The organism is Actinomyces sp. AC-20-1 (genome assembly GCF_023369555.1).
Lineage (GTDB): Bacteria > Actinomycetota > Actinomycetes > Actinomycetales > Actinomycetaceae > Actinomyces.
The window spans coordinates 49,332-72,263 of sequence record NZ_JACJVC010000007.1 but is presented as its reverse complement, the minus strand read 5'-3'; the positions used below and the strand labels follow the sequence as shown (position 1 = coordinate 72,263).

Annotated in this window: 18 protein-coding genes; 8 read left to right on the top strand and 10 right to left on the bottom strand. The window is 71.9% G+C overall.

Annotated elements, in window-relative coordinates:
* Nucleotides 1-12: 12 nt before the first annotated feature.
* Nucleotides 13-780, bottom strand: a complete 768-nt coding sequence (locus H6X67_RS05815; protein ID WP_249368811.1) for an aldo/keto reductase — start codon at nt 778-780, stop codon at nt 13-15.
* Between the two features lie 177 nt (nt 781-957).
* Between H6X67_RS05815 and H6X67_RS05810 the strand changes: the two genes are divergently transcribed.
* Nucleotides 958-1,824 (top strand): aldo/keto reductase, encoded by an 867-nt coding sequence (locus tag H6X67_RS05810; RefSeq protein WP_249368810.1) that lies wholly within the window; start codon nt 958-960, stop codon nt 1,822-1,824.
* Between the two features lie 104 nt (nt 1,825-1,928).
* On the opposite strand, the gene H6X67_RS05805 is transcribed toward H6X67_RS05810, so the two are convergent.
* Together H6X67_RS05805 and H6X67_RS05800 are read right to left on the bottom strand one after the other, a co-directional pair.
* The gene (locus tag H6X67_RS05805; RefSeq protein ID WP_249368809.1) at nt 1,929-2,525 is read right to left on the bottom strand and encodes a DJ-1 family glyoxalase III; all 597 of its coding nucleotides are present in this window, start codon (nt 2,523-2,525) and stop codon (nt 1,929-1,931) included.
* A gap of 368 nt (nt 2,526-2,893) precedes the next feature.
* Nucleotides 2,894-6,289 (bottom strand): ATP-binding cassette domain-containing protein, encoded by a 3,396-nt coding sequence (locus H6X67_RS05800; RefSeq protein ID WP_249368808.1) that lies wholly within the window; start codon nt 6,287-6,289, stop codon nt 2,894-2,896.
* 189 nt (nt 6,290-6,478) lie between these two features.
* Here H6X67_RS05800 and H6X67_RS05795 point away from each other — a divergent pair, with 189 nt between their 5' ends.
* Nucleotides 6,479-6,979, top strand: a complete 501-nt coding sequence (locus H6X67_RS05795) for a protease inhibitor I42 family protein (protein ID WP_249368807.1) — start codon at nt 6,479-6,481, stop codon at nt 6,977-6,979.
* Nucleotides 6,980-7,003: 24 nt separating this feature from the next.
* Here H6X67_RS05795 and H6X67_RS05790 read toward each other — a convergent pair whose 3' ends face one another.
* Complete coding sequence (locus H6X67_RS05790; protein ID WP_249368806.1) at nt 7,004-7,531, bottom strand: methylated-DNA--[protein]-cysteine S-methyltransferase; 528 nt, start codon at nt 7,529-7,531, stop codon at nt 7,004-7,006.
* 207 nt (nt 7,532-7,738) lie between these two features.
* Between H6X67_RS05790 and H6X67_RS05785 the strand changes: the two genes are divergently transcribed.
* Nucleotides 7,739-8,284, top strand: coding sequence for an NAD(P)H-dependent oxidoreductase (locus tag H6X67_RS05785; RefSeq protein WP_249368805.1), 546 nt, complete (start codon nt 7,739-7,741; stop codon nt 8,282-8,284).
* A 150-nt stretch (nt 8,285-8,434) separates the two neighbouring features.
* Here the strand turns inward: H6X67_RS05785 and H6X67_RS05780 are convergent, their stop codons facing one another.
* The 4 genes from H6X67_RS05780 to H6X67_RS05765 form a co-directional block, all read right to left on the bottom strand.
* Nucleotides 8,435-11,038, bottom strand: a complete 2,604-nt coding sequence (locus H6X67_RS05780; protein ID WP_249368804.1) for an MMPL family transporter — start codon at nt 11,036-11,038, stop codon at nt 8,435-8,437.
* 120 nt (nt 11,039-11,158) lie between these two features.
* Entirely contained in the window at nt 11,159-11,929 is a 771-nt protein-coding gene (locus tag H6X67_RS05775) for a carboxymuconolactone decarboxylase family protein (RefSeq protein WP_249368803.1), read from the bottom strand.
* An 82-nt stretch (nt 11,930-12,011) separates the two neighbouring features.
* The gene (locus H6X67_RS05770) at nt 12,012-14,438 is read right to left on the bottom strand and encodes a glycoside hydrolase family 3 N-terminal domain-containing protein (RefSeq protein ID WP_249368802.1); all 2,427 of its coding nucleotides are present in this window, start codon (nt 14,436-14,438) and stop codon (nt 12,012-12,014) included.
* Nucleotides 14,439-14,733: 295 nt separating this feature from the next.
* The gene (locus H6X67_RS05765) at nt 14,734-15,576 is read right to left on the bottom strand and encodes a LysR family transcriptional regulator (RefSeq protein WP_249368801.1); all 843 of its coding nucleotides are present in this window, start codon (nt 15,574-15,576) and stop codon (nt 14,734-14,736) included.
* 156 nt (nt 15,577-15,732) lie between these two features.
* Here H6X67_RS05765 and H6X67_RS05760 point away from each other — a divergent pair, with 156 nt between their 5' ends.
* The 5 genes from H6X67_RS05760 to H6X67_RS05740 all read left to right on the top strand — a co-directional run bounded on the left by H6X67_RS05760 (nt 15,733) and on the right by H6X67_RS05740 (nt 20,589).
* A complete protein-coding gene (locus H6X67_RS05760) occupies nt 15,733-16,602 on the top strand; it encodes an aldo/keto reductase (protein ID WP_249368800.1) in 870 nt (289 codons plus the stop codon).
* Between the two features lie 44 nt (nt 16,603-16,646).
* Nucleotides 16,647-17,534: an aldo/keto reductase gene (locus tag H6X67_RS05755; RefSeq protein WP_249368799.1), complete on the top strand. Its 888-nt coding sequence runs from the start codon at nt 16,647-16,649 to the stop codon at nt 17,532-17,534.
* 310 nt (nt 17,535-17,844) lie between these two features.
* Nucleotides 17,845-18,765: an alpha/beta hydrolase gene (locus H6X67_RS05750; protein ID WP_249369884.1), complete on the top strand. Its 921-nt coding sequence runs from the start codon at nt 17,845-17,847 to the stop codon at nt 18,763-18,765.
* 19 nt (nt 18,766-18,784) lie between these two features.
* A complete protein-coding gene (locus H6X67_RS05745) occupies nt 18,785-19,783 on the top strand; it encodes an alpha/beta hydrolase (RefSeq protein ID WP_249375403.1) in 999 nt (332 codons plus the stop codon).
* 92 nt (nt 19,784-19,875) lie between these two features.
* Nucleotides 19,876-20,589: a flavodoxin gene (locus tag H6X67_RS05740; protein WP_249369881.1), complete on the top strand. Its 714-nt coding sequence runs from the start codon at nt 19,876-19,878 to the stop codon at nt 20,587-20,589.
* A gap of 336 nt (nt 20,590-20,925) precedes the next feature.
* Here the strand turns inward: H6X67_RS05740 and H6X67_RS05735 are convergent, their stop codons facing one another.
* Nucleotides 20,926-21,600 (bottom strand): response regulator transcription factor, encoded by a 675-nt coding sequence (locus H6X67_RS05735; protein ID WP_249369956.1) that lies wholly within the window; start codon nt 21,598-21,600, stop codon nt 20,926-20,928.
* Nucleotides 21,597-22,862, bottom strand: coding sequence for a sensor histidine kinase (locus tag H6X67_RS05730; RefSeq protein ID WP_249369954.1), 1,266 nt, complete (start codon nt 22,860-22,862; stop codon nt 21,597-21,599). Before H6X67_RS05730 ends, H6X67_RS05735 begins: the two co-directional genes overlap by 4 nt.
* Nucleotides 22,863-22,932 lie beyond the last annotated feature (70 nt).

Below are 22,932 nucleotides of genomic sequence, written 5' to 3'. Positions count from 1 at the left end.
GCTCCTGCTCGCTCAGGCGCAGCGAGGCGGCGGCGAGGCGGCGGCGAGGTTCTCCTCGATGCGCGAGGGGGTCACGGACTTGGGCAGGACGACGACGCCCTGCTCGAGGAGGTAGGACAGCGCCACCTGGGCGGGCGTGGCGTCGTGGGCCCGGGCGACGTCCGCGACGGTGCTGTTGCCGATGACCTCGCGGCGGTACCACTGGCCCAGCGGCGCCCATGCCCCGGGGACGACGTCGTAGCGCTCCATCCAGCCGCGCTCGGCCACCCGCTGGCAGATGACGTTCATCTCCACCTGGTTGACGGCCGGGACGACCTCGTTGAACTCGATGAGGTCGATGAGCTGGCTGGGCTCGAAGTTGGACACGCCGATGGAGCGCACGACCCCCTCCCGCTGAAACGCCTCAAGGTCGCGCCAGGCCTTGTAGTAGTTCGCGAAGGGCCAGTGCAGCAGGACGAGGTCGAGGTAGTCCACGCCCAGGCGGTCGCGGGAGGCCAGGACGTGGGAGCGCGCGTCCTCGAAGGAGCGCGGCGAGACCTTCGTGGTGAGGAAGTAGTCCTCACGCACCACCGAGGAGCCGGCCAGGGCCCGGCCGATGAGGGACTTGTTGCCGTAGCCCTCAGCGGTGTCGATGTGGCGGTAGCCGGCCTCGAGGGCGCTGAGGACCCCCGCGACGCACTCGTCGGGGTCCGTGGTGAGGTAGGTGCCGTAGCCGATGAGCGGGATGGTGCGCCCGTCGTTGAGCAGGCAGGTGGGCTGGTCCAGGTCGGCGAGGGTCATGGGGCACCTTGGGTCGCGCGGCTGGCGGCGCCGGGCGTCACCACGGGCAGGTTAGAGGGCGCGGGCGGCGTCTCGGAGGAGTCTCGCAACACCCGGGGCGCGGGCAGCGCTCGAGTACGGTGGGGGCGTCCCAGGGCCGCGTGAGACGACGGCACCCGACCACGGAAGGACACCACAATGATCACCTCCCTGTCCGGCACGCTCCCGCTCGCTGACGGCAACGCCATCCCGGCGATCGGCTACGGCACCTGGCAGGTCGCCGACGGCGAGCGTGCCGTCGCCGCTGTCAAGGCCGCCATCGCCGCCGGCTACCGCCACATCGACACCGCCGCCGCCTACGGCAACGAGGCGGCGGTCGGGCGCGCCATCGCCGAGGCGCTCGAGGACAACGGCCTGGTCCGTGAGGACCTGTTCGTCACCACCAAGCTGTGGAACTCCCGCCGCGGCCACGACGAGGCCCTGCGCGCCTTCGACGAGTCCGCCCGCCTGCTCGGACTCGACCACGTCGACCTCTACCTCATCCACTGGCCCGCGAGCTCCCGACAGCACCCCGAGGACTGGGCCGAGGTCAACGCCGCCACCTGGAGGGCCTTCGAGGAGCTCAAGGCGGAGGGCCGTGCGCGCTCCATCGGCCTGTCGAACTTCATGCCCCGCCACCTCCAGGCGCTGCTCGCCGTTGCCCACGAGCAGCCGGTCGTCAACCAGCTCGAGCTGCACCCCGGCTTCGGCCAGTGGCAGGCCGCCGAGGCCTCCCGTCAGGCCGGCCTCGTCGTCGAGGCGTGGAGCCCGCTCGGCTCCGGCGCGGTCCTGGGCGACCCGGCGCTCACCGCGGTGGCGGCCGAGGTTGGGCGCACGCCCGCCCAGGTGGCCCTGCGCTGGCTCCTGCAGCAGGACGTCGTCGTCCTGCCCAAGTCGGTGACGCCCGAGCGGATCGTGGCCAACACCGAGCTCTTCGACTTCGAGCTCAGCGACGAGCAGATGGCAGCCGTGGCCGCGATCGACGACGGCGCCGAGCACCACGACCCCGACCAGGTGACCTTCTGAGGCGGTAGCGCGAGCCGTGGGGCCGTAGGCCCTCACCGGCCCTGGGTGCCAGCCGGCGGCCCGCCGCCCCCGGCCGCTCGGGGCCCCGTCCGTGTCCCAGCCGGTCAGGACGGCAGGCGCGAGCCGTAGACGATGGCGGTGCGCACGCGGTCGGCGGCCTCGGCGTCGAGCAGGTGCTCGATGACCGCCAGGCCCAGGTCCGTCGCCGTCGCCATGCCCCGGCTCGTGAGGAGGTTGCCGTCCACGACGACGCCCTCCTCGCTCACCTCGGCCCCGTGCTCGGCCAGCACCTGCATGAAGGCCGGGTTCGCCGTCGCCCGGCGCCCGCGCAGGAGGCCGAGCTCGGCCGGGACCGACGGGGCGGCGCAGATCGCCGCCAGCGGCTCACCCGCCTCCAGGCGCCGGCGCACCTCACGGGTGACGGCCTGCGAGGCGCGCAGGTTGGGGGTGCCCGGGATCCCGCCCGGCAGCAGCACGAGGTCGTAGGCGGCCAGGTCCGTGTCCGCCAGCAGCACGTCGGCGAGGAAGGTGACGCGGTGCGAGCTCGTCACCTCCAGCGAGTCGGCCACGGCCACGAGGTCCGTGCGCACACCGGCGCGGTAGAGGACGTCGACGACAGCCAGGGCCTCGACCTCCTCCAGGCCGGGGGCGACGAGGACGGCGACCTTCTTACCGGTGGCGAGGGTGTCGGGCGTGGGCATGGTTCCTCCTCGGGCGGTGGGGGGCGACGGTGGAGCGTGCCTCCAACGGCGCCCGTGCGCCGGGTTGGGGTGGTGGCACGCTCATGTTACGCATGTGGTTCTGGCGATCCGGGGTTTTCACTGGGATCTCAAGGTTTGCGTCCTGGCACGGGAACCGGTTGCCGTGGCTCCCACGTGCGTGGGTGACACGCACGCACGTGGGAGCCGCACGACCCGAAACGCCTGAGCCGGGAAACGGCGGGATCCCGCGGATCGCGCCCACCGCCTGCCCGCATGAGCGTGCGACCCGCACGGCGAGCCCGGCACCGGATGCCGCCGACGGCCTCGCACTGGGGCACTGGGGCGATGAGCGGGCCCGCGACCGGCCGTCACTCGCTGCGCAGCGCCTCCACCGGGTCCTCACGGGCCGCCTTGCCCGAGGGGATGATGCCGGCCAGCACCGTCAGGCCCACGGAGATGAGCACGAGCACGACCCCGGCGGTCACCGGCAGGTGGGCGATCGGGTAGACCCCGAAGCGCGCGTCCACCAGGGCGTTGGCCGGCACCGACAGCAGCACCGTCACCCCCACGCCCAGCAGGCCCGCCAGCAGCCCCTCGATGACCGTCTCCGCGTTGAACACGTGCCGCACGTCCGAGCGCGAGGCGCCGATGGCCCGCAGCACGCCGATCTCCTTCTTGCGCTCCAGGACGGAGATGTAGGTGATGATCGCGATCATGATGCTCGAGACCACGAGCGAGATCGCGACGAAGGCGATGAGCATCCAGGAGATGACGTTGACGATGCGCGTCACCGAGCTCATGAGGGTGCCCACGAGGTCCGAGTAGGTGATGACGCGGTCCTGCTCGCCGGCGGCCTCGGCCGCCTGGTTGTAGTCCTCGAGGATGGTCTTGACCGCGTCCTTGTCCTCGAAGGAGGCGGGGTAGATGTCGATCTTGCTGGGCGAGTCGACGGCGGCCCACCCCAGCGAGGCCAGGTTGCCCTCATAGGTGGGCACCGTCGTCGTCATGAGGGTGGACATGAGGGCCGCCAGGTCCTGCTCGTCCATGCTCGGCTGGAAGGCGGCCGCGAAGGCCTGCTCGTCGATGCTCATGGCGGAGGCCATGGAGGTGGCCAGCTGCCCCATCGCCTGCTCGATCTGGGTCGCCAGGGCCGTCTGGACCGAGGTCATCATCTGGGTCAGGGCGGTGGTCATCGTGGTGGACACGTAGCCCGAGACCAGGTCCCCGACGGCGCCCGCCAGCTGGGTGCCGAGCTGGGTGGCGATCTGGGTGCCGATGGCCGTGGCGGCCTGCTGGGAGACGTCCGTGGCGACGGCGGACAGGGCCTCGTCCTGCCCCAGTCCCGCCAGCAGCTGCTCGGTGAGCACTGAGGTGTCGATGGCGGAGGCGGCCGCGTCGCGCAGGGGCTGGGCCTTGTCCGGCCCGTCGGGCTGGGTCGGGTCAGCGGGCTGCGCGAGGTAGGCGGTGACGAGCTGGACGACGGTGCGGTCCGGGGCAGTGGTGTCGGCCAGGTCCGCCTGCATCTCGGCCTGGACCCAGGGCAGGAGGTCCTGCAGGAGGGCGACAGCGGCGGTGGACAGGCTCTGGCCCGCGTCGGGCCGGATGACGCCGTCGGCGGCCAGGGCCCGGGTGATGATCGTCTGGTAGTCGACCTCGGCGAGCTGGGGGTAGCGGGTGGTGAGGTCGGACAGGTCGAGGGAGGACAGGTCCACGCCGCTCATGTCCACCGCGCCCACGCTGGACAGGTCCAGGGCGGAGATGTCGATGCCGGACATGTCCAGGCCGGCGAGGTCGAGGGATCCCGGGCCCACGCCGGACAGGTCGAGGCCGGACAGGTCGAGCTGGAGGGCGGTGGGGTCGATGGTGAAGGCCGCCTCGAGGGCCGCGCCGTCGATGGTGAACAAGGAGGACATGTCGAAGGAGGTGGCGCCCTCGCCGGAGGCCAGGTCCTCGAAGGTGCGGCCGGTGAAGACGTCCGTGCCGGGGCGGGCGATCTGGTCGCGCACCACCTGGGAGGCGGCCGCCTCCTCCATGACCAGGTGGGTGAGGGCGGGCGTGTAGTAGACGCCCTGACCCAGCAGCGCGGAGTCGTCGTTGGCGCGCACGACGCCGACGATGCTCAGCCGCTCGCCGTCGGCCACCGCCTGACGCATGAAGGCGGTGTCCTTGGAGCGGTCCGTCCACACCCCGTAGGCCTCGTCGTAGGTGTACCGGTCGCTGGCGGCCACCCGGGAGAAGCTGCGCCCGATGATCTGCGCGTAGGTGTAGCTGCGTTGCTCGCCGCGGCCCTCGCTGTCCTCGGGGGCCTCCCCGGCCATGTAGGCGGCCATGAGCTCGTCCAGCTCGGCGTGGTCGCGCAGCCCGAGGGTGTACTCGTAGACGTCCTCGATCTGCCCGGACTCGGGGACGACGAGCACGAGCTCGTCCGCCGCCTGGGGCCAGCGTCCGGCCACGACGTCGTAGGTGGACTCGTACAGGCTGGACTGCTCCGGCAGCTGGCGGAAGGCGTCGACCGAGACGAGGGAGGAGAACATGCCCGCCCCGCCCATCGCGGCGCCCATCTGGGCGAAGGCCTGCTCGGGGTGGAGCTGGACGACGCCGTCGGAGGTGTCCACCCGGTAGATCTGGGGGGCGATGTCGTAGGTGTACTCGATGGCGTTGGTGTGGGCGCTGACGCCCCCGCCGTCGCGGTCGAGGTAGGCCTTGAGGGAGGTGAGGTCGTTGCTGGTCTGCGAGCCCATCGTCGCGGTGAAGCCGGCCTGGGTCCTGACCGTGCCCTCGGTGGCGGGCTCGGTGTCCGACGGCGGCGAGGTGAGCACCGAGGACATGTCGAAGCCGGTGGCCTGGATGCTCAGGGGGTAGGAGGCCAGGGTCTCCTCCTCGGTGCGGGCGATGTAGGCGTTGACGCCGTTGGCCAGGGCGAGGATCATCGCGATGCCGATGATGCCGATGGACCCCGCGAAGGAGGTCATGACCGTGCGGCCCTTCTTCGTCATGAGGTTGTCGAAGGACAGGGCGAGGGCCGTCAGGGGGCCCATGCGGGTGCGGCGCGGCTCCTTGGCGGCGCGGGCCGGCTCGGTGGCGGGGTCCAGGGGGCGCGAGTCGGAGCGCACCCGCCCGTCCGCGAGCTCGACGATGCGGGTGGCGTACTCGTGGGCGAGCTCCGGGTTGTGGGTGACCATGATGACGAGGCGGTCGGAGGCGACCTCGCGCAGCAGGTCCATGACCTGGACGCTGGTGGCGGAGTCGAGGGCGCCGGTGGGCTCGTCTGCCAGCAGGATCTCGGGGTCGTTGATGAGGGCGCGGGCGATGGCGACGCGCTGCATCTGCCCGCCGGAGAGCTGGTTGGGGCGCTTGTGGACGTGGTCCTCCAGCCCCACCCGCTCCAGGGCCTCAAGGGCCCGACGGCGGCGCTCGGCGCGCCGGACGCCGGAGAGGGTCAGCGCCAGCTCGACGTTGGCCAGGACGCTCTGGTGGGGGATGAGGTTGTAGGACTGGAAGACGAAGCCGATGCGGTTGTTGCGGTAGGTGTCCCAGTCCCGGTCCTTGTAGTCGTGCGTGGACACGCCGTCGATGACGAGGTCGCCGGAGTCGAAGTGGTCGAGCCCGCCGATGACGTTGAGCATCGTGGTCTTGCCGGAGCCCGACTGGCCCAGGACGGCCACGAACTCGTTGTCCCGGAAGGCCAGCGTCACGCCGTCGAGGGCGGTCTGCGTGAGGGAGGCCGTGCGGTAGGCCTTGGTGACGGAGCGCAGCTCGAGCACAGTGCCTCTTCCCGTGGGGTCAGTGGTGCGCTCCTCAGCCTACGGGGGCGCGCGGGCCGGTGGCCCCTGCGCTCAGCCCGCAGCGGACGGGCAGACCGAGCACCCGCCCGGTGGGGAGAGCAGCCCGTCGCCGACCGGCGCGGGCCTCGGGCAGGCTGGGGCACGCCGTCCCGCCGTCGAAGGAGCCGCATGACCACCCACCTCAACCGCCGTGGCCTGGGCCACCTGTGCGCCACGGTCCTCACCGCGCTCACGCTCACCTCCTGCGGGAGCGAGGGCACGGGCGGTGGGCGGGGCGCGAGCCCGGCGTCCCCCTCCCCCACGTCCGACCCGCTGCCCACCGCGTGGGTGGGCGCAGCCCCCGGGGTCGAGCTCTCGAGCGACGCGACCGCGGTGCGCCTCAGCCTGGGAGCGAACAACACGACCCCGTTCAAGTGGCGCTACACCGCGCAGCCCGAGGGCGTGCTCGCCGAGGTCGACTCCGGGTACACGCCGGAGCCCAACCCCGAGGGGATGTCCGGCCTCGGGGGGGGGACCGCCTGGTGGGTGCTCGAGGCGGTTGCCGACGGCGAGACCACGCTGACCTTCACCTACGCGCACCTGGGCGGCGAGGGCACGCGCGAGCCGGCGGACTCGCGCGTCTACCGTCTCACGGTCGAGGACGGCGTCATCGCGCGCATGTCGCAGTGAGCACGGTCAGGGGGCGCGGGCCGGTCACAGCCCGGGGTCAGCGCCCTCGAGGCGCAGCAGGTGCGCCTTGCGCTCTGCGCCGCCGGCGTAGCCGGTGAGGGAGCCGTCGGCGCCGAGGACGCGGTGGCAAGGGACGATGACGCTCACCGGGTTGCGGGCGACGGCCCCACCGACGGCCCGGGCGGAGGTGCGCCGTCCGGTGCGGGCCTCGAGGGCGCGCGCCAGCTCGCCGTAGGTGCGGGTCTGCCCTGCGGGGACCGCCAGGAGCGCGTCCCACACGAGCCGTTGGAAGGGCGTGCCCCGGGCGGCGAGGGCGGGGCGGGGGCCGGGGTCGCGCCCGGCGAAGTAGGCGTCGAGCCAGGCGGTGGCCTCGGCCAGGACGGGCACCTCGTCCGGCGTGCCGGCGGCCGCGTCCTCGTTCAGCCCGGCCCGGTCGTGGCGCTGGCCGTCGAACCAGCAGCCGGTGAGGGCGTCGCCGTCGGGCAGGCCCTGCCCCGCGGCGAGCGTCATGGGCCCGAGCGGCGAGTCGTAGGCGGTGGTGACGGTGCGCACGGGGTCCTCCTCCTGGTGGCAGTCCTGCGTGGATCCTACGGGGCACGGCCCTCGTGTCACGATCCAGGCCATTGGCGCTGCCCCAGCCGTCGCGCGCGCCGCTGCCCCACGTGGTTCCACGGTCGGCTGAGCGCCGGGCCGCCAGACCGAGGGACAATGGCCTGGATCGTGACAGCCGCACCTGAGACCCGGAGCACCATCAGCACCATGACCACCACCGTCCTCGTCTTCCACCCGCACCGCAGCACCTCGCGCGTCAACGCCGCCCTCGCCGCCTCCGCCCAGGCCGCCGGCGTCCAGGTGCGCCACCTCTACGACCTCTACCCGGACTTCCGCATCGACGTGGCCGCCGAGCAGGCCGTCCTCGAGGCCGCGGACCGGATCGTCCTGCAGTTCCCCATGTACTGGTACTCCACGCCCGCCCTGCTCAAGCAGTGGCAGGACGACGTCCTCACCTGGGGCTGGGCCTACGGCTCGAGGGGCACGGCCCTGCACGGCAAGGAGCTGCTGGTGGCGGTCTCCCCGGGCGCCGGGGCGGACAGGTACCGCCGCGACGGCGCCTACCGCTACGAGGTGGCCGAGCTGCTGCGTCCCCTGCAGGCGACGAGCAACCTCATCGGCACCACCTTCCTGCGCCCCTTCGTCACCGCCGGGACCATGAGCATCTCCGACGACGCGCTGGCCGCCCGCGCCGTCGAGTACGCCGAGGCCCTCACCGCCCCGCGGCAGGTCCTGGGCGACCTCGAGGTCTGACCGGCGCGCCTGCTGCGTCAGTGTCACGATCCAGGCCATTGCCGCTGCCCCACCCGCCCAGCGCGCTGCCATGCCGCGTGACTCCGCGGGCGCCTCGGCGCTACGTCGCGTCAGGACGGGGCAATGGCCTGGATCGTGACAGCCATGCCCTCAGCGCCCCCTCACCCACCGGTCGCTGACCGCCAGCAGGGCCGGCAGGACGAGGACGATGAGCAGGACCGCGCTGAGCGCGCCGACGGAGATCGTCTGGCAGATCTGGCCGACGGTCGGGTTCTCGAAGAGCCAGCCGAGGACACCGGTGACGAGGACCATGATGAGACCGCTGGTGAGGATCGTGTGGATGGCCCCGTCGTAGGCGCCCTTGAGGGAGTCGATGACGTCCTCAGTGCGCCGGTGCTGGCGGTAGTAGGTCGTCAGCACGATGGCGTAGTCGATGGTGGCGCCCATGAGGATACACTGCACGACGAGCATCGCCAGGTAGTACATGGAGCCCGCCACCAGGCCGGAGGCGGCGACGGTCACGAGCACGCCGCACTCAACGAGCAGGACGAGGATCGCCGGCACGGCGAGCGAGCGGAAGGTGAGGGCGACGATGACGAAGATCGCCAGCGCCGTCAGCAGGGCGATGCGCAGGTTCTCCGAGGCGAAGCCGGACCGCATCTCCTGGACCATGACGGAGGAGCCGATGGTCCAGTGCGGGGCGCTGAGCGCGTCGTCGGCCCGGGCGGTGAGGTCCTCGATGAAGGCGCTCGTCTCGGGGCTCTCCTCCGGGTACCCGGTGGTGATGACCATGCGCGAGCGGCTCTGGCCGACGAGCTCGGCGCGGGCCGCGTCGGCCTGCTCCTTGGCCGCGGTGAGCGCATCGGCCTGCTCCTGGCTCACGAGATCGGCGTAGGCGGGGTCCGCGAGCACGGTGGAGGTGACGTAGGTGAGCAGCTCGTCGGTGCTCATCGTCCAGGCGGGGTCCGATGAGGTGGCGGCCGCCCGGTTGAGGTAGAGCATCTCGAGGGTGGCGGCGTCGACGCCCGGCCCGACCGTGGCGGCGGCGCTCGCCTCGTCCAGGACCGTGCCCTGCTGGGCCGCGGCGGCCTGGGCCTGCAAGACCTGGATGCGGGTGAGGGTGGCGGCCATCTCCTCGGGGGTGAGCGGCGCCGTGAGCAGGGCGGGGTCGATGAGGCCGGCGGCTGCGGCGTCGCCGAGCTGGGACAGCCCGGCCAGGGCGGCGGCGTCCTCCTGCGTCAGGGCCGACGGCGGCGCCTGCCCCCCGGCGGCGCCCTCCGCCTGGGCGGCTTGCAGCTCGGTGACGTAGGCGGCGAGGTCATTGACGCTCATCGTGCCGGCCTCGCCGCCGTGGTAGCGGTAGTAGATGAGGGCGAGGGACTGCGCGTCCAGGGCGGGGGCACCGTCGGACTGGCCCGCCTGGGCGGTGAGGGAGGCCTGCATCTGCTGGGCGGTGAGCGGGGCGCCGAGGGTGGTGCCGTAGCCCTGGACGGAGCGGACCCGGCTGTCATCGTCGGCGGCGAGCTGCTCGCCGAGGGCGGTGGCGGCGGCCTCGTCCTCGTTGGCGTAGACGAGGACCACCTGGTTGTCCTTGGCGAAGACCTCGGCGACGGCGTCATCGCGCTCGAGCGTGTAGGCGGTGGTGACCTGGCCCTGGGCGAGGCCGGCACCGGCGAGCAGGACGACGAAAACCGCCGTGATCGCCCACCGTCCCCGGTGCTCGGCCCGGGCGAGGCCGCCCAGGTGCGGCTCGAGGAAGGGCTTGGCGGTGCGGGTGATGAGGCCGTCGCACCAGATGAGCAGCGCGGGCAGGAGGGTCAGGACGCACAGCAGGGAGATGAGCACGCCCTTGGCGAGCACGATGCCCAGGTCCTCACCGATGCGGAAGCTCATGAGCGTGAGCATGAGCAGGCCGACGAAGGTGGTGAGCGAGGCCGAGGACACGGCGGTGAAGGCCTTGGCCAGGGCGGCCTTCATGGCGGTGGTGGTGGCACCGGCCTCGGCGTCGGTGCCGGTGGCCCGCTGGGCCGCTCGCTCCTGGCGGTAGCGGTTGGCGAGGATGATTGAGTAGTCCATCGACAGCACCATCTGCAGAATGCCGGCGATGGAGCTGGAGACGTCGGAGATCTGCCCCTGGATGACGTTGGTGCCCATGTTGATGACGACGGCGACCCCGACGGTCACGAGGAAGAGCAGCGGCTCGATCCAGGAGGCGCACATGAGCATGAGGATGACGACGGCCATGGCGACGGCGGCCACGAGGATCCACAGGGGCACCTGGGAGGCGTTGGAGGGGTTGTCGGTGCTCCACACGAGGCCGGAGGCCTCCTGGGCCTCGAGGGCGTCGGCGACCCGGACGTAGGCCTCGGAGTCGTAGTCCCCGTCGATGCTCAGGGTGTAGAGGGAGGCGGTGGCGCCGTCGACCTGGGCGACGTGGTGCTCATCCTCGGCGAAGTCGACGTCGGTGACCCCATCGATGGCGGCGAGCTGGTCGGCGACGGCGGCGCGGTCCGTCTCGGTGGCGGGGCCGGTGACCATGACGCGCACGCTCGCCGTGGCCTCCTCCTGGCCCCACTCGTCCTCCATCACCCGCATGCCGGCGCGCATCTGGGAGTCGTCGGGCAGGAACTCGCGCTGATCGGTGATGACGCCGACGCGCGGGACGAGCAGGGCGGTGGCGGCCGTGAGGACGGCCAGGAGGGCGACGACGACGCGGCGGTGGTCGACGACGAGTGAGGCGAGCTTGGCGAGCACGGGGGCCTCCTGGAGGCGGGTTCGGGGCTGTGTCCCATGGTAGTCAGCGCCCCTGGTCGGGGACTGAGACCAGGGGCCTCAGGCTCTCCGGCAAGCCGCGGGGCGGCGGCCCCACCCTGCTCAGCGGTAGGCCTCGGCGGACGCCCCCTCCTCGTAGCCGGCGACGAGGACGAGGCCACTGAGCGCGTAGGGCCCGCCGATGTAGGGCATTGCCTGGACCAGGGCGGCGGCGACCTTCTGCAGGGTGTTGCCGGCCCTCACCGCCCCGGCCACGTGAGGACGCAGCTGGACAGCGGCGCCGAGCGCGGCGATGGCGACGAGGCTGACGAGCTCGCGGAAGGAGAGGTCGAGGACCCCGCGAGACTCGACCTCGCCGAAGCCGACGGCGGTGAGCAGGTGCGGGACCTGGGTGTCGAAGGGCTCCGGCAGGCCCGCGAAGACCTCCTTGACCTCGTCCCCGTAGAGGGGCCGCTGGATGGCGGCGCCGGCCTCCTCGCGGTCCTCGTAGGCCACCGTGGCGGCGGGCTCCAGCGGCAGGGCGACACCGCGCTCGGTGAGGACCTCGTTGAGGACCGCGACGGCGTTGAGCGTCTTGGGGTAGCCGATGTAGGGCTGGCACTGGTAGAGGGTCTCGCGCAGCTGCTCGGGCGTGGCGCCCGCGCCCAGGGCCGCGCCCACGTGGGCGCGCAGCTGCGGCAGCGTCTGCATCGAGGCCAGGCACGTGACGGTGATCAGCTCGCGCTCGACGTCGGTGAGGACCCCGGCGGAGAAGACCTCGCCGAAGATGTGGTTCTGGAGGGTCTCCATGAGCTCGGGGTCGGTGGGGCTGGGCTCGGGCTCGGCGCCGAAGAGCCGGGAGTAGGTCTCGCGGGCAGCGGGGGTCAGGGGCATGTCGTCTCCGGTCAGCAGTGTGTGGTCAGCGGTGCTCGGTCAGTGGGTGGCAAGCGAACGGTGCGCGGCACGCGTGCGCGTCTCAGCGGGCGAGCCTCCAGGCCATGCGCACGACGCGGGCGGCCTGCAGCTCCAGGCGCTCGCGGGTGAGGGCGGCGCCGGACTCGGAGCCGCCGGCGAGGGCGGCGAGGATGTCCTGGCGGTCCTCCTCGCAGGCGGGCATGTAGAGCTCGTTGCCGGCGGCGACGGTGGCGCCCGCGGCGGCGCGCGGGTGCTTGAGGTCGGTGCGGGTCATGGAGCGCACGACCCAGTCGGTCATGACGAGCCCCTGGTAGCCCCACTCCTCGCGCAGGACCTTCTCGAGCAGGTCGGCGGACTCGGAGGTGTGGACGCCGTTGACGAGGTTGTAGGAGGTCATGAGGCCGTGCGGCTGGGCCTCGCGCACGCAGATCTCGAAGGAGCGCAGGTACAGGTCGCGGGCTGCGCGCTTGGAGACCCTGCTGTTGGAGTTCAGGCGGTTGGTCTCCTGGTTGTTGAAGGCGAAGTGCTTGACGGTGACGCCGCGGCCCGGGTGCTGCTGGACGCCGCGGGTGATGCCGGCGGCGATGCGGCCGCTGAGCAGCGGGTCCTCGGAGAAGTACTCGAAGTTGCGTCCGCACAGGATGGAGCGGTGCAGGTTGAAGGCGGGGGCGAGCCACAGGTGGGCCCCGAAGTGCTCCATCTCGGTGCCGACGAGGTCGCCGTAGGCGGCCGCGAGGGCGGGGTCCCAGGTCTGGGCGACGGCGGTGCCGATCGGGATCGCCGTCGTGTACTGCTCGTAGGTGGACTGCGGGGTGCGGGGCTCCTCGACGACGCCCAGGGCGGCGAGGGACTCCTCGTCCATGAGGTCGCCCATGAGCCCGCCGAAGGCGTTGCCGAGCGGGAAGGCGCCGCGCTCGTCGACGCCGACCTGGGGGGTCAGGCGCAGGCCGGCGGGGCCGTCGGGCAGGACGAGGGGCGGCACGCCCTCGACGCGGGTGGTGGACTGGCCCGCGGCGCCGATGAGGCTGGAGGCGGCCTGGCCGATGATGGACTGCTTGTCGGCGGCCTCGGCGTAGTCGCCCAGGACGAGGTAGGTGAGGTCGTCGTCGCTCAAGGCGCGCACGAAGGCCAGCTCCTCGCTCAGGTCGACGGCGTCCTGGGTGTCCTCGCGGCGCAGGTCCGCGGCGGCGACGGCCAGGCGCGGAGCACCGGCGGGGACCTCGACGGCGGTGGGTGCCTCGGGGCGCCAGTCGGTGAAGCCGGGGTCGCCGAGAACGTCGTGGAGGCGGCGCACGACGGCGGTCTCGTCGAGGGTGACGACGGCGGCGGGGCGGGTGGCGCGGCTGGAGGTGCCCACGCGCACGACGTAGTCGCCGGCCTCGAGGACGGTGGCGGCCGTGGCCTCGTCGTAGGAGGCGAGATCGGCCAGGTCGAAGGAGACGGAGACCCCGGCGCCGGCGCCGGGGGCCAGCTCGGCGGTCTTGGTGAAGCCGGCGAGGGCCTGGTAGGGCTGGTCGAGGTCGCCGGCGGGGACGGAGACGTAGACCTGGACGACCTCCTTGCCGGGGTGGGTGCCGGTGTTGGTGACCGGGACGGTGACGGTGACGGTGGAGGCCTCGATGGCGGCGGTGGCCTCGCCGATCGCGAAGGTGGTCCAGCCCAGGCCGTGCCCGAAGGCGAAGAGGGGCTGGGAGCCGACGGAGTCGAGGTAGCGGTAGCCGACGTAGAGGCCCTCGCGGTACTCGGTGTCGTCGTTCTCGCCGAAGGTGCCGACGGCGGGGTAGTCCTCCCAGGCGGCCCAGGTGGTGGCGAGGTGGCCGGAGGGGTAGGCCTTGCCGAGCAGGACGTCGGCGAAGGCGTCGCCGGTGACGGCGCCGAGCTGGGACAGGACGAGGATGTTGGCGACGTCCTTGACGGGGCTGAGGTCGACGGGCCCGCCGACGTTGAGGACGAGGAGGAAGGGCTTGTCGGCGGCCTCGAGGGCGAGGATGTCGCGGACCTCGGAGTCGGTGAGCATGACGTCGCCGGGCACGGGCCGGCGGTCGGCGCCCTCGCCGGAGTCGCGGGAGACGACGTAGACGGCGACGTCGCCGTCGCCGTCGAGGGGCAGGTCGATGGTGGGGGCGGGGACGACGGCGCCCATGCCGAAGAAGATGGGGGGCACGCCGGCGGCCTTGGCCCTGGTCTTGATGTCGGCGACGAAGGCCTGGTACTCGGCGTCGGCGAGGGCGTCGTAGGCGTCGAGCCAGGCGGCGGTGGTGACCTCGAAGCCGGCCCGGGCCAGGCCCTCCTCGACGCCGACGACGTGGCGGGAGTTGACGTCGCCGGAGCCAGTGCCGCCCTTGACGGTGCGGCGCACACCGGTGCCGTAGGCGTCGATGCGGCAGGGGGCGGCGAGCGGGAAGCTGCCGTCGCTCCTGAGCAGGACCATGGACTCGGGGGCGGCGGCCCTCACGGTCGCGAGGTGGTCGATCTCGAACTGTTCCACGTCTGGCTCCTTCGCCGTCGTTGCTGCGGGTGCTGCCGGGCCACAGGGGTATGGCTGGACGCTGTGACCGGCGACGCAGATTATCTTACCGCCCGGTACAAAAAAGCGCCAGCCCCTGCCTCTCCTCCGCCCCTCTCCCACCCACCTCCTCGGTTTGCTCTCGAACGTACGGCAAACTCCCAGGGACCTCGCGCGCAAACCGAGGAGTTCGAGGAGCCCGAGAAGAGCCAGACGGTGGCTGCGACGACGGCGGCGACAGTGGCAAGAGTGGAGACAGTGGCGACGACGGTGCCGCTCAGCGCGTGCGCACCCACTCGAAGACCTCGCGCGCCTGCGCCCGCGCGCCCTCGCGGCACAGGAGGTAGAAGGTCGCGTGCGCGGCCGCGTCCCGGATCGGCACCACCGCCCGGTCTGCCCCACCGAGGGACAAGGAGGGCGCGTCGGTGACGAAGAAGGCGAGGTCGCTCGTCGCCGCCAGCTGCTCGAAGACGCTGCGGTCCTGCTGGACCACGAGCTGTGAGGAGGGGAAGAGCTCGTCGCACACGTCCCGCCAGAAGCCGATGCCCTCGAGCAGGAGGAAGGTCTCGCCGTCGAGCTCTCGGGCACTGAGCCCGGCCCGTCCGGCCAGTGGGTGGCCGGACGGCAGGCACACGGACAGGTTCTCGACCATGAGCCGGGTGGAGCCGACCGTCGGCAAGGTGTGGGGACGCAGCGCGATCCCCAGGTCGAGGGAGCCGTCGAGCACCCCGGACTCCACCTCCAGCTCGGTCAACGACGAGGAGGTCAGCAGCCGCCCGGGAAAGCGCTCCACCGTGAGCGCGGTCAACCGCCACAGGGGCGCCGGAGCCACCGTGCCGACCCTGAGCGCGCTGGAGCGGCGCACGACGTCGTCGACGGCCAGGCGCATGGCCCGCTCCTCGCGCAGGATCGCCTCGGCGTGCACCAGGGCGGCCCTGCCGGCCGCGTTGAGCACGAGGCGCCTGCCGGGACGGTCGAAGAGCGGGTGGCCGAGCTCGCTCTCGAGCCGGGCGAGCGAGCGCGAGAGCGCCGGCTGGGACACGTGCAGCTCGGCGGCCGCGGCCGTGATGGTGCCGAGCCGGGCAACGGCCTCCAACAGCCTGAGACTCTCCAGGTCCACGGCACCTTCCCCGGGCTCGTTCTTATGCGCCTGAAGCATAAGTGCCGTCGATACTGGCATTTAACAGGCCCAGGGTCCAGCGGCAGACTAGACCTCCACAGCGTCACCCGACGCCGGGTGGTGCATGAGCAGCCCGGCCGACCCGCAGGAGAAGACATGACCACGATTCCCAGCTTCACCATGAACAACGGCAGGACGATCCCCGCGCTCGGTTACGGCGTCTTCCAGATGACCTCCGACGAGGTCCGTACCCACCTGCGCCAGGCCATCGACCTCGGCTACCGCCACATCGACACCGCCAACGCCTACTTCAACGAGGTCGCCGTCGGCGAGGTCGTGCGCGAGGCCATCGCCGACGGCGTCGTCACCCGCGAGGAGCTGTTCATCACCTCCAAGCTCTTCCCCCAGTCCTACCCCTACGCCCAGTGCGGCGCGGACATCGACGCCACCCTGGAGCGCCTGGGCCTGGACTATCTCGACCTGCTGCTCTTCCACCAGCCCTACGGCGAGTACGTCTCCGGCTGGAGGGCGATGGAGGAGGCCGTCGAGGCGGGCAAGGTCCGCTCCATCGGCCTGTCGAACTTCAACGCCGCCAAGGTCCGTCAGATCCTCGACGTCGCCACCATCACCCCGGCGGTCAACCAGATTCTCATCAACCCGCGCCAGAACCAGCACGAGATCCGCACCAAGCTGGCTGACACGGGCATCGTCTACGAGGGCTGGTACCCGCTGGGCCACGGCGACAAGACCCTTCTTGAGGAGCCCGCGATCGTCGCCGCCGCTGAGCGCGCGGGCGCGTCCCCCGCACAGGTCGTGCTCGCGTGGGAGGTCGCCGAGGGCGTCGTCGTCTTCCCCAAGACCCTCAACCCGACCCACATGGCCGAGAACCTGGCCGCCCTCAACGTCGCGCTGACCGACGAGGAGATCGCCGCGATCAGCGCCATCGAGCAGGCCCCCTACTACGAGGTCCCCGACGAGGCGCCGGCCTTCGTCCTCACCCACAACGACTACTCCCAGCAGCGCTGAGCGCCGCGCCGTCGCGGCCCCTGACCGACCATACCGGAGGCACCATGACCACCATCCCCACCACAACCCTCAACAACGGCGTCGAGATGCCGGTGCTCGGCTACGGCGTCTTCCAGACCCCGCTCCAGCAGACCGCCACCCACGTGCGCGAAGCCCTCGAGGTCGGCTACCGGCTCATCGACACCGCCCAGGCCTACGGTAATGAGGAGGGTGTCGGTCAGGGCGTGCGCGACTCGGGCGTGGCCCGCGAGGACGTGTTCATCACCTCCAAGATCTGGGTGTCAAACATGAGCTATGAGCGCGCCCGCGCCTCCATCGACGAGTCCCTGCGTCTGCTGGGCACCGACTACCTCGACCTCATGCTGCTGCACCAGGCCTGGGGGGACTACCCGGGCGCCTGGCGCGCCCTGGAGGAGGCTTACGCGGACGGCAGGCTCCGAGCCATCGGCGTGTCCAACTTCTACCTCGAGCGGGTCATCGACGTCGCCCTGCTGGCCGAGGTGCCGCCGGCCGTCAACCAGATCGAGACGCACCCCTTCCGGCAGCAGGACGAGGCGCACCGGGTCCTGTCCGACCTGGGTATCGCACACGAGGCCTGGGCACCCTTCGCCGAGGGCCAGAACAACATCTTCGCCAACCCGGTCCTGACCGAGATCGGCGCCCGGCACGGCAAGACGGCCGGTCAGGTCATCCTGCGCGCCCTCATGGACAAGGACGTCATCGTCATTCCCAAGACGGTGCGCCGCGAGCGCATGGAGGAGAACCTCGACGTCTTCGACTTCGAGCTGACGGACGCCGACAAGGCAGCCTTCGCCGCGCTCGATGACCCGTCCTTCCCGCGCATCTTTGACCACTACGACCCGACGACGGTCCGGTGGCTGCTGGGCGAGCTGGTCAAGAAGCAGCAGCTGGGCGGTGCCGCGCTCTACTGAGTGCCCGCCCCGCCCCTGCCCGCCCGCCTTCACCTCCATCTCATCGTTTTGCGCGCGAACGTACGGTGCTTCACCGTACTTTCGAGCGTAGAACGATGAGTTCGAGGGGGCAGGGACGGGCGGGGCGGCGGCGAGGCACCGCCGCCGCAACAGAACCGCAGATGAGAGGAGCCCCATGGTGCGCCCAACCAGACGCAGCCTCCTCGCCTGCGCACCAGTGGCAGCGCTTGCGGTCCTCGGCTGCTCCCCCACTCCTACGAGCCCCGCAGCACCGTCCCCCGGGTCCGAGCGCACAACGGGAAGGACAACGATGGGCTCTGAGAGCATCGGCGCCGACACCCTGATCGCCGACGTCGCCGCCAGCCCCCTGCTGGAGGACTACGGCCAGTTCCTGTTCCCCACCATCATGCGTTCGCCCGGCGAGGACGACACTCTCGCCGACGTCGCCGACCTGCTCCCGTGGTACTCGCACGTCGACACCTCCACCACGGTGGACATCATCCGTGACCTCCTGGCCCGCCGCGAGTCCGGCCAGACGGTCTTCCACTCCATCTACACCGACGCTGAGAAGACCGCGTACCCCGCACTGGCCGACACCGGCCTGTTCGTCTTCCCCGCCCAGGGCATGCCGGAGGGCAGCAGGGCGCGTGCGGCCATCTGCTGCGCCGGTGGCGGATTCGCCTACGTGGCCTCCATCCACGACTCCATGCCGCACGCCCTGTGGCTCTCGCGCCACGGGTACACCGCCTTCGCGCTGCAGTACCGGCCTGATGCCCGGAGCGGCTGTGAGGACCTTGCCCGCGCCGTGTCCTTCATCCACGCCCGCGCCGATGAGCTTGGTGTCGACCCCGAGTACTACTCACTGTGGGGCGGGTCCGCGGGTGCGCGCCTGGCCGCCTACCTGGGCTCCTACGGTCCCGCCCGGTTCGGGGGCGACGACCTGCCCGGCCCCGCCGCCGTCGTCCTGCAGTACACGGGGCACTCGGACGTGTCCGGCGCAGAGCCTCCCACCTACGCCTGCGTCGGGACCGCGGACGGGATCGCCTCCTGGCGGACCATGCGGGCACGCATGGACGCCATCTCAGCGACGGGCACACCCACCGAGTTCCACGCCTACGACGGTCTGCCCCACGGTTTCGGCCTCGGGGTCGGAACCATCGCACAGGGGTGGATCGAGGACGCCGCCGGATTCTGGCAGGCGCAGATCGACAACCCAGGACGCACTCGATGAGAGAGGACTCACACGCATGATGAGCCGTCGAGCACTCGGCCGCGGGGCCGGCGCGTGGGCTGCGGCCAGCGCGCTGGGGGCCTGCGCGAACGGGCCGGAGACCAGCACCGTCGTCTCCCCGAGCCCCATGTCGGGGGTGCGCGAGCTGGTCACCGATCTCGAGGTCCCCTCCTTCGACGACGTCGACTTCCGCCACGTCAGCCCCGGCTCCGCGCAGGTTGAGGGGACAGTCGCGGCGGCGGACGTGGACCCCGGACGGCGCCAGTGCCTCTTCCTGTGGGACGAGGGCGACGTTCCATCCGTCACGACGGCGACGTCCAGCGGGTACGACCCTGCGGGTTTCCGCCCGACCATCACGAGCGTGCCCGCGTCCGGCGCCACGGTCAGGGGCGCGGTGCTGCTGTGCGCGGGCGGGGCCTTCGCCCTGCGCGGGGACAACTCCGACTGCTTCCCGACGGCGGAGCGCTTGTCGGCGCTCGGCTACCAGTGCTTCGTCGTCGACTACCGGGTGCGGCCGTACACGCAGGCCGAGGCGGGCACAGACTTGGCCCGCGCCATTCGTTTCGTGCGTGCTCACGCCAGTGGCTACGGCCTGCCGAGCCCGGAGCACATCGCGCTGGGCGGTTACTCGGCCGGAGGCATCCTGTGCGGCGAGGCCGTCCTGCACTGGGCGGGCACCACCTCCCCCTCCAGCCTGGACCCGGCTTACGCGCCCGACGTGCTGGACCGGGTCAGCGCCGACGTCGCCGCCACCGCGATGATCTACTCCTTCTACGGCCGTCTGTCGGTGGCCGAGGTCGACCCGGAGCGTCTGTCCGGGGCGGTGCCGACCTACTACTGCTACGGCACCCGCGACCCCTTCTACAACCAGTTCGAGGCGCAGGTCGAGGTCATGGCCGGACGTGGCACCACGATCCACGCCCGTGTGCTCGACGGGTGGCCGCACGGTTTCGGTGCCGAGGGCGGCTGGGTCGAGGAGTACGACGCCTTCATCCAGGAGGCCCTGTCCGCCGTCTGATGCCCGTATCGCCGTGCCACCCGCCTCGTCACCTGAACCGCACGTCGGGGCGTCCCACGTTGTCAACATCCGCGAACGAGAAAGAACACCTCATGCTGAACCAGTCTTCACACCTGAGCCCCGCGCCCAAGCCGGACTCCACTCGAAGGACCTTCGTGGTGACGGCGGGCGCTCTGGCCACCACCGTGACAGGAGCCGTGCTCGCTGCCTGCGGCGTGGAACGCTCGGACTCCGCCGGATCGACATCCAGCACGACGGCGGCCGCAGCGACGACATCCCCCACGACCTCCGGCAGTGAGGCGACAACCGCAGCTTCGCCAGGCGGTTCCGTCCTGGTCGCCTACTACTCCGCTCAGGGGCACACTCGGACCGTCGCCGAAGCCATCGCGCAGGCGCTCGGAGCCGAGGTCTTCGTCATCACGCCCACCAGTGCCTACACCGAGGATGACCTCGACTGGAGGAACGACAGCAGTCGCGTCACCACCGAGCATGACAACCCCGACCGGCGCAGCAACACACTGGTGCGCACCACTCCGGAGAGCTGGGCGAGCTACGACACCGTCGTCATCGGCTACCCGATCTGGTGGGGCGGTGCATCCTGGGCCATGACCGGATTCGTGACCGGCAACGACTTCGCGGGAAAGACCGTGATCCCGTTCTGCACGTCGCAGTCCTCCCCCATCGGTGCGAGCGCGACAGAGCTCGCTGAGCTGGCCGGCACTGGGGACTGGCAGGAGGGGAAGCGGTTCGCTGAGAACGTGAGCGCCTCTGAGGTCGCCGCCTGGGCGGCGGGACTGCGCCCCTGACCAACCTCATCTCCGGTACCGGCATGTCCTCAGGCATGTCCTGCTGACCCACTCGAGCCAGCACCGAGCCGGGAGCACAACGCACGTGTCCACCGCACCGACCGTCCCCACACGCACCCTCACCACCGGCGTCGAGATGCCGGTGCTCGGCTACGGGGTGTTCCAGACCTCGCCGGAGGCGCCCTCGTCGTCCCCCGCCCGCCCGATCCACGCCGCCCCGCCCACCTCATCGTTTTGCGCGCGAGCGTACGGCGTTCTGCCGTACTTTCGAGCGCAACCCGATAAGTTCGACGACGGCGGAGGGGGGGCGGGGCGACGGCGGAGGGGGCGGGGCGCTCAGGCGCGGCCGGCGCGGTACCAGGCGACGGCGAGCTGGGTGCGGTTGCGCAGCCCCAACTTCGCCAGGCACGAGGAGATGTGGTTGCGCACGGTTCCCTCACTCATGGCGAGCCGGTCGGCGACCTCGGTGTTGCCCAGCCCCTCGGCGACGGCCTCGACGACCTCGAACTCGCGCTCCGTCAGGGCCGCGAAGACACCCGTGCGCAGCGCGTGGCGCACGGCGGCCGCCGGGTCCGCCCCCGCGTTCCCGGCTGCACCGGCGCCACCGCGGGCAGCCACGCCGCGGGCGAGCACCTGCCCCTCCAGGACGCTCATGCCCGCCATGACACCGCGCAACGCCGGGGCGATCTGGGCGATGTCCTGCTTGATGAGGTAGCCGCGCGCGCCCATGGCCAGGGCCCGGGCGATGTACTCGTCGTCGGAGAAGGTGGTGAGGAACACGATCTTGGCGGAGGGGTCCTCGCCGAGCACCTCCTCGGCGGCGCTCAGCCCGTCGCCCCCGGGCATCCGGATGTCCATGAGGAGCACGTCGGGCGCGAGCTCGCGGTACCGTGCGACGGCCTGCGGGCCGCTCGACCCCGTCCCGACGACGTCGACGTCCTGCTCCGCGGACAGGATCGTGGCGAGGGACTGGGCGACGAGGGCGTCGTCGTCGACGATGAGGACCTTCAACGGGGCTCCTTCGGGGTGGTGGCGGAACTGCTGGGCCTGGGGACGGTGGCCAGGACCTTGAAGCGTGGGGAGGGGATGATCCGCAGGGTGCCGCCCAGGGCCTCGACGCGCTCACGCATCGAACGCAGGCCCATCCCCTCCCGGGCGCGCCCGTCGACCACGCCCGACGGCATGGGCGGCAGGCCGTCGTTGGTGACCTGGGCCTGCCAGAACCCCGGGTACTCGACGACGCTCACGATCGCCTGGCGGGCCTGCCCGTGCCGGGCCGCGTTCGTCAAGGCCTCGCGCACGACGGCGACGAGACAGCGTGAGACCTGCGCGGGCAGCTCCGGCCCCACCTGGCACGTCACCGCGACATTCGGCACCGGGCCGCGCACGGCCAGCACGTGCAGCCCGGTGGCCAGGTCCTCGGCGTCGTCGGCGAGCGCGTGGACGGAGGAGCGCATGGTGTCCAGGGCCTGCCCGACGCCCGCCCCGATGGTCTCCAGCTCGCTGACGACGGCGGGCTCGTCGCGGTGGGTGACCTCAAGGGCCCGGACCTGGAAGAGCAGCCGCGTGAGCTGGTGACCGACGCCGTCGTGGATGTCGCGGGCGATGCGGGTGCGCTCGTCGAGCACCGCGGCCCGGTTCTCGGCGTCCTGGGCGGAGCGCAGGCGGGCGCGGGATGTCGACAGGGCCGTGATCTTCTCCAGGAGGTCGTCGCGCAGGCAGTGCAGATCCGACAGGGTGGCATCGGCCTGGGCCGTGCGCACGGCCAGCAGCGCGGCCAGGACGGCGGTGGTGAGCGGCCCGAGGACGAGGGCGGCAGGCGCCCAGGCCCCGCCGCCCGCGAGGGCAGCCGCACGGGCCAGGCCGACGGCGAGGCAGGCGGTGGCCAGCAGCCCGAGGAGGCGCGCGGCCCTGCGTCCCCGGGTTCCCGCCGGCCCCCTCACCTGCACCCGGGCGGGCCCGTAGACGACCAGCGAGGCACCCGCCAGCGAGGCGGGGCTCAGGCAGCCGACGAGGAGGTACAGCACACAGGGCACCAGGGCGAGCACGGGCCGCTCCCAGGCCAGCGCCACTGGCGCCCCCACCGCCGCGTCCCGGCTCGCAGCCGGCCCCGGGCCGCGCCCCGTCTCGACGAGGCGGTGCGTCCCGGCGGCGATGACGGCGGCGAGCAGCCAGGCCAGGGCCACAGCGCCGTCGGCGTCAGCCGTGTGTCCCAGCAGCATGAGGCCGGTGCACACGGCCAGCAGCACCGCCTGGTCCCCGAGCACTCTCACGGGGCCGATGATCCGTGATCCGGACGCGCTGGTACAACGACGGCGCCCGGCGGCACTGCTCGTCGGAGGG

Coding starts and splice junctions, on each gene's coding strand:
- H6X67_RS05805 (WP_249368809.1), bottom strand. CDS start 2,525: ATGCCCACGCCCGACACCCTCGCCACCGGTAAGAAGGTCGCCGTCCTC.
- H6X67_RS05810 (WP_249368810.1), top strand. CDS start 958: ATGATCACCTCCCTGTCCGGCACGCTCCCGCTCGCTGACGGCAACGCC.
- H6X67_RS05745 (WP_249375403.1), top strand. CDS start 18,785: ATGAGCCGTCGAGCACTCGGCCGCGGGGCCGGCGCGTGGGCTGCGGCC.
- H6X67_RS05795 (WP_249368807.1), top strand. CDS start 6,479: ATGACCACCCACCTCAACCGCCGTGGCCTGGGCCACCTGTGCGCCACG.
- H6X67_RS05755 (WP_249368799.1), top strand. CDS start 16,647: ATGACCACCATCCCCACCACAACCCTCAACAACGGCGTCGAGATGCCG.
- H6X67_RS05775 (WP_249368803.1), bottom strand. CDS start 11,929: ATGCCCCTGACCCCCGCTGCCCGCGAGACCTACTCCCGGCTCTTCGGC.
- H6X67_RS05815 (WP_249368811.1), bottom strand. CDS start 780: ATGACCCTCGCCGACCTGGACCAGCCCACCTGCCTGCTCAACGACGGG.
- H6X67_RS05750 (WP_249369884.1), top strand. CDS start 17,845: ATGGGCTCTGAGAGCATCGGCGCCGACACCCTGATCGCCGACGTCGCC.
- H6X67_RS05785 (WP_249368805.1), top strand. CDS start 7,739: ATGACCACCACCGTCCTCGTCTTCCACCCGCACCGCAGCACCTCGCGC.
- H6X67_RS05740 (WP_249369881.1), top strand. CDS start 19,876: ATGCTGAACCAGTCTTCACACCTGAGCCCCGCGCCCAAGCCGGACTCC.
- H6X67_RS05760 (WP_249368800.1), top strand. CDS start 15,733: ATGACCACGATTCCCAGCTTCACCATGAACAACGGCAGGACGATCCCC.